The sequence below is a fragment of the Mesorhizobium argentiipisi (SeqCode) genome (genome assembly GCF_037179585.1).
Lineage (GTDB): Bacteria > Pseudomonadota > Alphaproteobacteria > Rhizobiales > Rhizobiaceae > Mesorhizobium > Mesorhizobium argentiipisi.
In genome coordinates this window covers 187,871-198,494 of record NZ_JAPYKO010000009.1, presented here as the reverse complement: position 1 = coordinate 198,494, position 10,624 = coordinate 187,871, and the positions used below count along the sequence as shown (strand labels likewise).

The window sequence follows — 10,624 nt, the reverse complement described above, 5'->3', positions numbered from 1 at the left end:
TCAGGCCCGGTCAATAACGTCACATGGCTCATGCTGTGCTGCTAACTACGCTCGTAAGGACGACCTTAAGAGCGCAGCCTCGCTACCATGCCATGCTCGCGCAAGGCGGCCCTCGCCGGAGGCGTACATCTCAATAAGATTACCTTCCCGTGTAGCCACGGGAAGGCCGCTGGGTCTAGATTGAGCGGCGGCGCTTTTCAGCAGCGGAAGGGTGGTTACTTGCTCGGAGGTGCCGAAGCAGGCATGGGTGGATCACGGCTCTCCAGCTTTGAACTAAAGGTGACGGCTAACTCTGCCCATGCTTGGTTGGAGGCCTAAGAAGTTCCGAAGCCTCGACTTGAAGCACTTCTGCAAGCTGCTCGATGATCCTAGACTAGCATAATATTTGCCCTTCTCGATTTGACTGAGATAGCTCCTGCTGACGTTTGCCTCATACGCAAGGTCATCCTGAGACAGCCCCTTTGCATGCCTCAATCGTCGCAAGTTAGCAGCCAACACGTCCCGCAAATCCATGCGGGAAGCGAACCCAGTGCTCAAAATATACACCTCGATATACTGAACAAAATGCCGCCGTTCGCTTCGGCAAGAAGGCTTTGAAGATGCCAACCAAGGGGTCAATCGGAGGAGTAATTGGATTGGCCGCAACCGGTCAGGGAGGCGGGTTGAATGGCGCTCTGGCGGCAAGCGGCATCGCAAAGCAGACGCCTGACCAAAGGGCGGTAATTGAAGCGGTCATGTTCGCGCTCTGGGCGCAGGGGCATCAAGCACGACCAACAGAGACTAAGACTTTCCTGGCCTTATTCAGCAGGGTAGCCGCCTTGATGGTCGAGGTCCTTGTATTGCCTAGAACGCTGCTCCAGTCTTTGCCTGGAGTCGTGGTGGCGGCGGCGTTTGTCCTTGCGGCGTCCTATGCCTCCAATTGGTCCCTGACTTTCCAATCGCAATCGGGTTTGTTTCTCATCGCCATTTTGGTTTTGTTTAAGGATCAGATCCTCAGACGAGTACGCGAATTTCAACGACATTGGGGATGCAATCTCACTTGGCGGGCTAACCCAACGATACATTGACGGTCACTTCTCAGCCGGTCCCGTTACGGTCTTCGACGATCCCGACGAATTGAAGTTGCATTTGGCCACCTCCCGTCCACTGGGGCCAGGACAGCATCTATAAGAAGTTGAGGCTTTCCAGCATATCGTGGCTCTCCAGATTGATGATTGGCGCTCTCTAATGGCTGCGATTGACGGTTTTTGGAGAGAATTTCCAGCAAATGAGCTCTACTGGCAAAGTCTGAGGAAAACCGCCCTCGACGCGGAGCTATGAACGGCACCGCCTCGGAGGCCGGCAGCCCTCTCCGAAAATCTACCTTCTTTCGCTACGATCCGGTAGGAAACAATCTACAGAAATATCAATGCGTAATCCGACAGAAAATGTCGTCGGATAGCGAAGGACGAAAGATTTGCTGCCAGCGCAAGCGAATGAGATAGGCGGCCTATCAAGGATCGGGTTCCGCTATGGATTGGCTTACCAGCACTGGTGACTTGTTGAAGATCGTCGTGGGCGCAGGCCTTGGCTCCGCGTTTGTCCAGGCGAGTACCGCATATCTGACTGAGCGCTGGACAAGGAAAACAAAAGCCGACTTCCTCGCACTTCGCATCGCTGTGATGCTGGAGACTTTCACTGACCAGTGCGCGCAATTGGTATACGACAACGAATACGCAGAGGAATTCCCTGACGAGCCCTTACCCAATTGGAGCATCACACTCCCGACTTTTGAACCTTGGCCGGACGACATCGACGGGTGGAGATCGCTCGACCAGAACCTCGTTGGCCGTTGCCTAAATTTTCGCAGTGAGCGTGATCGCCAGCAAAGGGTGCTCCGTGATGCTATTGAGTATGTCGAAGACGATGCCGAAAAGCACGTTGCGATCGTCGCTGCAGATATTGGTCTGGCAGCGTGGGGGCTCGCGGAGGCATTAAGGACAGAGCATGGGCTTTTAGCCAGCCAACCCAACCCGGACGCTGCAGAGAGATTGGAGCGTCGCGCAAAATGGGCACAAGATCAGTTCGCAGAGGATCGTGCCCGACAAGAAAAGCTGCTTGGCTGACAAGGCCGTCTTCCCGACTTCTCAACGATCACAAGCGACGCTACGGTCGCTCTTCGCCATTCGACGCCCAGCGTGAAAACTTCAATTGGTCTGCGGGGGGGCAGTATGTCGGGCACCCAGAAGTCGAAAAACCATCATTGGTGGCCTGTGGGGCTGCAAAGTCACTGGGCCAACTATGCCGGTGATGTGTCATGGATCGAACCGAGTGGGAACATAATTTCGAAGCGCACCGCAAACCGGAAGATCGGCTTTAAGATACATGGGCATACGATCCTGCGGGGAAGTGCTTGGGAAAGCAGCTTCGAAGCCGAGTTTGACATCGACAACGAAGTTCACAAAATAATCGCAGCCCTGAAAGCACTTAGACCGTTCGGGTGGACACCCAGGGAATTCTTTTCGCTCATAAAGCTTCGTTTCAAGAAGAATACCACCTTGCGCGATAGGTGTAAGTACTACCATCTAGATGAAACGCTCCATCGGAACCTCCTCCTCCTGATGCACTCGCTGCTTATCCGGAGCCCGGCAAATCGCTCGCGATATGAGAGCTATTCAAGGTTCGTCGGCCGCCCACCCGACGAGGAAGTAGGTAAACTCAACATGATGCAGCGCTACGCGCTTGCAAAGAAATTGTGTCAAACCGGATTAATTTCGAACCAATACTTTGTGCTTCTGCATTCACCTTGGGATCGTTTTATTTTTGGAGATGGCAGTCTGGATTGGATGACCAACGGGCTGGCTGGGAACAGGATTAGCGGGAGAACACTTATCCCGCTGACGCCGCACCTGTGCGTCTATTTCTGCACGCCAATGTCAATGCGGCCAACGCCGAATTGCGCATCATTGCTGGCGGCGCCTTGGATGGTCGACTGGATAAATGATATCACGCAAGTTTATTCGAAGGACAAGTTATTTTTCCTCGGGAAGGCGCCGAAACTGACGGAGGCCTTCAGACAAGCGCAATTTTTGGAGCACAAGAAAAAGAGTGACGACCTGATTGAGATGCTGGACGAAATTGCTGGCTTCGGTAGGGAAACGAGATTTTTCGCGCCTGGCTCCATAGTGCGGCGCCGGCAGTAAACAGTGCTAGCTAGCTGTTCGTCCAATATAGGCGAGTCTGGCAAGATGGGGAGGGATATAAGACGACTCCCACCTATCCGAATGCACATCCATTAACCTCCTCCCGGCTGAGGTATGCATTCGTTTAAACGGCAACTAAATCAGACGTTTAATCACTTGAACTGCGTTCGATTGAACCTATCTTTCTGGCAGTTCTTTGATGTGATTTCCCGACACTGATTACGCGGCAAAATCGCACGACAATCGACAGGAGAATTCCATGGTCCCAATTCTTGGTATTGTGCCGGTGCCTGCAATATCGCAGCGCTCCGTGCTTGTCTGAAAAATGGTTGTTCGGGCGGGCACGGCCCGCATCGAAACCGATGAACTCAGCACTCAATTCTTGACCGCATCCCTGGTGGCCCAACGCTATTCCGTCAGCCTGATGACGCTATGGCGTTGGCTTCGCACCAGTGACTTTCCGAAGCCGCTGTACATAGGCAGAAACCGCTACTGGAGTTTATCCGAGCTTACGGCTTGGGAAGCGTCCCGGCCTCGCGGGAAGTCACTGCTATGAGATCGTCCGTTCGAACTGCGGCTCATCACACCGCTTCCCAGCGGGCAGCAATCGAGCGAGCCCAAGCGCGCTACTCAGACTATCTAGACTTCGGCGGAAATGTTGAAGCAGCGTTGCGCGATCGGTTTCTTAGTTTTGGCCACGCCCCTTCCCCGGAGCATTGGGCCGGTCTTCGCGCAATAATCGAGACGATTGAAGCAATGGCACTTGGGGTTGCGCCTCCAAAGTACTTTCTGTCAGCGCTTCCCACGGGCATGGGCAAGACGACGACTTTAATTGAGGCAACGAAAGAGCTCATTCGAATTGGTCGACGAACGGGCAATCCGGCTGGCATTATCATTTTGACGAATACGCTCGATCAAATCCCGGTGTTGGTAAATGAGATGGGGCTCGCGGACCATCAGTTCGCCGTGCGGGTAGGGAAAAACCGTGAAGAACTTAATGGTTTGGGGGTCGGCGAGGACGCCTATCCGGGAGAAAGACGGCATGAACGCGCACAAGTCTTGTTCACAACCCAGCAGAAGCTTCTTTCTCTGAGAAGCAAGGGTCTCGCTTTCAAGCACATGCGAGGGTTCTATTTCCAAGGGCACCCTCGATCTGTGCGCGTTTGGGATGAAGCCATATTCCCGGCTTGCCAGATTGTGTTGTCGTCGGATGACATCGACCGATTGAAGTCTCCCCTCGCCAAAGCCGGCTACAAGCAGCAAAGAGATGCCCTTGAGGCATTTGTTGCTAAGATGAAAGGCAGTTCGGTCGGCGACGAAATCGCTATTCCAGATTTCAATCTTCCGAACCCAAATGACGACGCAGCGCCATACGACGACAAGGATATGTGGATTGTCGATCAGTTGACGCGCATGTCCGAAGCAACGGCACACCTGAGGCATGACGCCAGCGCTGGCGCGGTCGCACTTCATTACGAGGAAATTTTGCCCAACGACTTTCCGCCACTGCTCGTCTTAGACGCAAGCGGCTCTCTTAGACTTAGTTATAACATGTGGAACCAAGGCCGCCACAACCTGACCATGCTTCCATCTCCGGGCAAAACCTACAGCAATTTGACGATCCGTCATTGGCGTCATGCCGCCGGGAAAACCGCCTACGTTCGCAATGAGACACGATCCCGGTTGGCGGCCGGGGTTGCCGAGGCCGTTGCCGAAGCAGACCCAGCCGCACCGATCCTGATAGTCGTTCGAAAGCCCGCGAAGCCTTACCAGAACATGGAACAGGCAATTCGCAAGGCAGTTGAGAAACGTTTCGACAATGAGAACCGTAAGCCGCCGGCACTAGAGTTCCTGACATGGGGCCGGCACCTAGCCGTCAACGACTACTCCCACGTCAAGCACGTGATTGTGGCAGGACTTTTGCGTTACACGTCATCTCAGGCCGAGGCCATGGCACGCGCTTCGGGTGGCCTGAGCCCCACGCAGCATCTAACCGAATTGGAGATTGACGCATTCCACAGAAGTGAGATCGCACACCATCTTTTCCAGGCGGCCGGACGCGGAGCCATTCGCAAAGCTGTAGACGGTGATGTGCCGATTGGATGTCGACTGGATGTGATCTTTGCGACCAAAGGAAACGGAGCATCGGTCTCAGTCGATGAAGATATATTGCAGAAGGCCTTCCCTGGGGCTCAAATCGTTGACTGGCGTCCGTTGCCCGTCGAGCTGAGCATCAATGAGGCAGCCCTTGTCCGCATTCTGCGGAACATTGCTGAAAAGAGACCTCAGGGTAAAGGCGTGAAGATCAAAGAGCTTGCTGTCGCTGTGGGAATTGCACCTGTCAACGTCTGGCAAGCGCTGGAGCGTCCTCACGTTAAGGCAGCGCTAACTCGGGAGGGAATTTTGCTCGACCGACGGCAAGGCAGACCTATGTCGGTCCGGCGTGCTGAGTCTGCTCGACTGGACCACGAACAACCGAGCGTCCGGCATTCCAAAAACGTTAACGGAAGGCGCCAAATTCGGCGGGCCGCCTAGTCCACTTATTATGGCGTCATGTATAGGCTCTTAACATGAAATCGTAGCAAGTTGCCGACACCGCTCGCGATACTTTCTGGGAGGCGCTGGCCCATACGCCCTGGGGCCCCACTGACCGTCGTGAGCCTCTTCGGCCGCCCGGGGGAAACCTCCCCCGGTTAGGGGTGGCATTCGAACTACTCCGGGGCAAGTTCGGTTTAGCCTTACCGTGTCTTCTCTTTTGGCGCCAAATCCGAGATTTGATGCTCACCAACCCGTTTTCGCATTAAAGTCAATAACCTGGCGGTCCAAATGGTGCGCTGCTAAGGACCGGGGTAAACCAACGGGTAAAACTGGGGTCTCACAGTTGCTATTGCCGAGCCAAAGAGCACTGCCGTATGGAAAAAGTGAAACGCGCCAAGCATTCTGTGATTACATAGTGGCGATGTCAGGGGGGGCGAATATGGATATGGAACTTCACGGGAAAATATTTCTGAACCCAAAATCCGAATATAACAGCCTCTACAAATGGTCCCTGCAAGAAGTAGATGATAACGGCGCTGTCGGCGACCATTACATCCCTTGGGGGTTCAGCCTCTATTTCACAGCGATCGAGCTTAACATAGGCGAGAGAATTGGCGCACAAGATGACGGCGACCCTGACGGTGCCATGACGATGAACGTCGAACGCCGGATCACCGCAACACTGGTTCCGGGTGACGTCCGAGACACCTCGGACCGCCACAAGACCGTGTATTCGATGTTTCGAACTAGTCGCATTATCTCCAATTTTCAACTCTCCATCGAGCCGTTAAACAAAGTGGATCAAAGAAGGAATGGGAAGGTATGGGGGACGGTTAGCTACTCAATCGAAATAGATTTTGAAGATCTGGTCACACCTGACACCGTTGTGTTTTACCTCTATGTCGATATGGACACGTTTGAACGCCTCGAACGAAAGATTTCGGCATTGCAAATCGACGAAGCCGTAGTCCGGGTCGGAAGGGTCGATGGTTTCTATGCTGAATGGTCGCCTGAGATTTCGACGTCCTTCGTCAAGGTTTTGACCCAAGGTACGGAACATGAGGTCGAAATTCCGGAGGGGTGCGACGTCAATCCTCCGCGTCTCGGTACGTTGGGAGAAATCGAGCTTTACCTTAGGCGTGCGAATAATCTTGTCGAACGCGGCCGACCGCCTGTGGAGTAGAGATAACGTGAGGGCCGAAATTCCCGCTAGGCAGACTTTCTCAAGACTGCCACCTTGTCCACCGTGATTGCCAGCATACGGATTGCCCATTGCTCCAAAGCATCCCGCTTTTCGTCCTCATACTCGTACCGGTTATAGATTGCGGCAACGCCGCTCACTTTACCGGTCTTATGGTTTAAGATCGCTTCGGTCACTTCCTGTTTGACGCCAAGCTTTGCGAGCTCCGTTGCACATGTGCGGCGCAAATCGTGCAGGTGCCAGTCAGGCAAGGGCGGTTCGCCGCAATGTTTGTCCAGTGCTTTCTTGCCATTGGAAAAGCCGCTGAAGGGTGTCTTGGCTGTTGTCGTGAACACGTATTCGGACGGGTTCCCGTCTGCGTCCGTGAGCCTTGGCAATGTCTCAATGATTGATTTCGCCAGCGGCGCCAGCGGCACGATATGCGGGTGACCATTCTTCGTACGCGATGCTTCGAGCGTGATGGCGTCGAATTCGTCGGATAGCTCGATCCACTTGAGTTCGGCAATTTCATCGCGGCGCTGTCCTGTCAGCAAGAGCAGCTGCACCATTGGCCCAAACGGATAGCCGCAGTTCTCGGCAGCCCGCCAAACGATCTTGATTTCCTCATGTGCGAGAACACGGGCGCGGCTCTGAGGTTTTGGCGGCGCTTCGGCAAGCTGAATGATGTTCCGGCCGATCGCTCGCGCAACCGGCTTCCAGCGGAAGAACGCGGAAAGTACAGCGAATACGTTGCGCCGGGCGCCAGGCGTCAGCTTGTCCAAGAGCTTTTCAACATCGCGGTAGTCGATCGTCCGAATGTCGGTGATATGGGTCCAGTGCGGCTTGATATTGGTTGCGATAATGCGTTCGTACTCGTCGGCGGTTGAGGCTTTGACCGCCCTCCCCTTGAAGCCGGTTTTCCGAGCGGTCTTGACGAAATCATCGAACCACGCGGCAAGACCTGTCTTGTCGATTTTTTGCATACGGGGATCATTGCCGCGCTTCGCGTCGTTGCGGACACGTTCGGCGATGGTGCGGGCTTGCGTGACGTTCAATGCTTGTGTCGGCGAGATGAGGGTTCCAATTCGGTCGTCGGCGCTGCCCATCTCGTCATAGCGTCCGATGGTCACTTTTGACGCTTTGCCATCGATCTTAGTCCGCACAGCCCAGGACAAGGCGCCACTTGGCTGCATGACGAGATAGAGACCGGCTTGGGCGCTGTCCGGTATCTCTTGCCGGGCAAGCGCCGGCTTCAAGCTGTTTATAAAGGCAGCGGCTTTTTTGAATTGTCCAGGGATCGAATTGGCCATCGGTCTCGCTCCGGGGTAACCTCAGGGGTAAACTGGGGTATGTTATTCCACGTTATCGAGCGTTATGCAAACCGGTGCTCTTACCGAATTAACTGTATGATTTTAATGCAATTCTCACGCTTTTCGTTACGGATCGTTACCCTATGGGGTGCTCTGGCATAAAATTTGTAAACCGAAGGTCGCGGGTTCGATCCCTGCCGGGGGCACCATCCTGTAGCGGAGACGCCCGCAATGCCCTTCGAACAAACGCTGTTCGCGAGCGCACGCGGCTGAGCACGCCTGTTATGATCGCTAGTGGCGTGACGCAGATGCGGGGAAGCAGCCCCGCCAGCAAGATCCGTCGCTCTATATTTCCGGCAGGATGCTATTCCGGCAGGATGCCGCCATGTCGCGAACCCTGATCATCGTTGGTCTCTGTTTGGTTGCCGTAGGTCTGCTATGGCCCTGGGTGGGCCGGATCGGCCTTGGCAGGTTGCCTGGTGATATCGTGATCGAACGGGAGAACTTCAGACTCTACGTTCCCATCACCACGGGAATACTGATCAGCGTCGTGGTCTCGGCGATCCTATGGCTGATCAACCGTTAGCGGCACTTCGGCGGTAGCGTTTTTCGCACTCACACCCCAATCGCCGCCACGAGCACCCTGTTCTGCCGCCGTATCGCCGCGCGCAGCTCCGGTATCTTCGCCTCATCGCGCTTCACGAACTCGATGAACATCATGTTCATGTTGTTGAAGATCAGCTCGCCCACCGCCGGGCCGTCGATGTCCGGGCGCACAAGGCCGAGTTCCTGCAGGCGGACTATCAGCGCGCTGATCTGCTTGGTCAATTCCCGGTCCAGCCCGGTGTAGGCCTGGCCGAAGGGGCTGTCGGGCAGTTGCGTCGAGATCGCCATCGCCTGGCGCCACATCTCCTTGCTCAGATAATTCAGCGAGTGCTCGATATAGATGCCGATCAAAGTGTCCAGCGCGTCGCCGACATTGGCGGGCGGGCTGGCGACCACCCCTCGCCCGGCATTCAGCACCTCGTTGACTTCCATCGACACGATGGCACCGAGGATGTCGCCCTTGTTCTGGTAGTAATTGTAGATGGTGCCGATCGAGACCTCGGCTTGCGCGGCGATCGCCTCGATCTTGGCGCCTTCATAACCGGCCTCGCGAAACAGCGTGGTTGCCGCATCGATGATGCGGCGGTGCCTATCCGCCTTCTGCCGTTCGCGCAATCCGCTCATATCGGCCTCTCTGCCACAAAATCATAATTGACTCAATTTTAGAATTGGTTCAACTTTTCTCCCAACAAGCCAGCAAGGCAGGGAGAACACTCGATGACCGTCAACGCCCGGACTCCGCTTTCCACCCTGAAGTCTAATCTTTCAGCCGCTTGCGCGGCTGCGGCGCTGCTCCTCGCTGCCGGAGGCGCCCAGGCGGCCGATCTCAACGCGCTGATCTGGTGCGACCATTCCGACCCGGCCCTGCTGCAGCCCTTCGAGGAGGCCAACAACGTCAAGGTCAACGTCAAGGAATTCGAGGGCACCGGCGCGGGGCTCGCCATCGTCGACCAGTCGCAACCCGGCGACTGGGACGTGATGGTGATCGATTCCATCGACGTGCCCCGCGGCGTCGAGAAAGGCCTGTTCGAGCCGCTGCCCGAGGACAAATTGCCTTTCGCCGACCTCTTCCCCGAAGTGAAGATGGACAAGTCCACCATTGTCGACGGCAAGCGCTACGGCATCACCGAAAAGTTCGGCTACAACACGATTGGCTTCAACAAGACCAAGGTCGACCCGGCCGACATGCAGTCGCTGGCCTCGCTTACCGGCGACAAATACAAGGGCAAGATCGCGATCTACGACTACTACCTGCCGGTGATCGGCATGGCCGCTCTGGCCATCGGCAAGAAGACCGCCGACCTCACCGAGGCCGACCTGCCGGCGCTCAAGGCCGAACTGCTCAAGGTGAAGGCCAATGCCAAGCTGGTCGGCGAAGTCACGGCCAGCCAGACCGCTCTCGCCACCGGCGAAGTCGACATATTGGTCGGCGGCGGCGAATGGGTGACGGCTGGGCTCGCCAAGGAAAACCCGGCGCTCGACTTCTCGATTCCGAAGGAGGGTGCTGTGCTGTGGTCGCAGTCGCTCACCATGTTCAAGGATTCCAAGAACAAGGACATGGCGCTGAAGTTCATCCAATACATCCTGAGCCCTGAAGGCCAGGCGCGGGTTGCAACCTCTTCCTGCTACTGGGGCATGCCTTCGAACAAGAAGGCGGCGCTGACCGAAGAACAGAAGAAGATCCTGCGCTTCGACGAGCAGCCCGGCTTCCTCGCCCGCGCCCAGCCCTATCCGGCCCCGAACGCCGATCTCGACAAGAAGATGCAGGATATGTGGACCGAGATGCTGCAGGCGCAGTAAACCGTCCG

At 55.6% G+C, this 10,624-nt stretch carries 10 protein-coding genes; 7 read left to right on the top strand and 3 right to left on the bottom strand.

Annotated elements, in window-relative coordinates; translation table 11 throughout:
* Positions 1-273 precede the first annotated feature (273 nt).
* Positions 274-513, bottom strand: a complete 240-nt coding sequence (locus O7A05_RS15440; RefSeq protein ID WP_337093927.1) for a helix-turn-helix transcriptional regulator — start codon at positions 511-513, stop codon at positions 274-276.
* A gap of 122 nt (positions 514-635) precedes the next feature.
* Here O7A05_RS15440 and O7A05_RS15435 point away from each other — a divergent pair, with 122 nt between their 5' ends.
* The 5 genes from O7A05_RS15435 (at position 636) to O7A05_RS15415 (ending at position 6,903) form a co-directional block, all read left to right on the top strand.
* Positions 636-1,067, top strand: coding sequence for a hypothetical protein (locus O7A05_RS15435; RefSeq protein WP_337093921.1), 432 nt, complete (start codon positions 636-638; stop codon positions 1,065-1,067).
* Between the two features lie 444 nt (positions 1,068-1,511).
* The gene (locus O7A05_RS15430) at positions 1,512-2,105 is read left to right on the top strand and encodes a hypothetical protein (protein WP_337093920.1); all 594 of its coding nucleotides are present in this window, start codon (positions 1,512-1,514) and stop codon (positions 2,103-2,105) included.
* A 105-nt stretch (positions 2,106-2,210) separates the two neighbouring features.
* Entirely contained in the window at positions 2,211-3,182 is a 972-nt protein-coding gene (locus tag O7A05_RS15425; protein WP_337093919.1) for a hypothetical protein, read from the top strand.
* Positions 3,183-3,938: 756 nt separating this feature from the next.
* Complete coding sequence (locus tag O7A05_RS15420) at positions 3,939-5,717, top strand: hypothetical protein (protein ID WP_337093918.1); 1,779 nt, start codon at positions 3,939-3,941, stop codon at positions 5,715-5,717.
* A gap of 442 nt (positions 5,718-6,159) precedes the next feature.
* Complete coding sequence (locus O7A05_RS15415; RefSeq protein ID WP_337093917.1) at positions 6,160-6,903, top strand: hypothetical protein; 744 nt, start codon at positions 6,160-6,162, stop codon at positions 6,901-6,903.
* A 26-nt stretch (positions 6,904-6,929) separates the two neighbouring features.
* On the opposite strand, the gene O7A05_RS15410 is transcribed toward O7A05_RS15415, so the two are convergent.
* A complete protein-coding gene (locus O7A05_RS15410; RefSeq protein ID WP_337093916.1) occupies positions 6,930-8,210 on the bottom strand; it encodes a tyrosine-type recombinase/integrase in 1,281 nt (426 codons plus the stop codon).
* Between the two features lie 385 nt (positions 8,211-8,595).
* On the opposite strand from O7A05_RS15410, the gene O7A05_RS15405 reads away from it, so the two are divergent.
* Entirely contained in the window at positions 8,596-8,796 is a 201-nt protein-coding gene (locus tag O7A05_RS15405) for a DUF2905 domain-containing protein (RefSeq protein WP_095767588.1), read from the top strand.
* Between the two features lie 29 nt (positions 8,797-8,825).
* On the opposite strand, the gene O7A05_RS15400 is transcribed toward O7A05_RS15405, so the two are convergent.
* Complete coding sequence (locus tag O7A05_RS15400; RefSeq protein WP_337093915.1) at positions 8,826-9,440, bottom strand: TetR/AcrR family transcriptional regulator; 615 nt, start codon at positions 9,438-9,440, stop codon at positions 8,826-8,828.
* Positions 9,441-9,533: 93 nt separating this feature from the next.
* Between O7A05_RS15400 and O7A05_RS15395 the strand changes: the two genes are divergently transcribed.
* Positions 9,534-10,616 (top strand): polyamine ABC transporter substrate-binding protein, encoded by a 1,083-nt coding sequence (locus tag O7A05_RS15395; protein WP_337093914.1) that lies wholly within the window; start codon positions 9,534-9,536, stop codon positions 10,614-10,616.
* Positions 10,617-10,624: the final 8 nt, after the last annotated feature.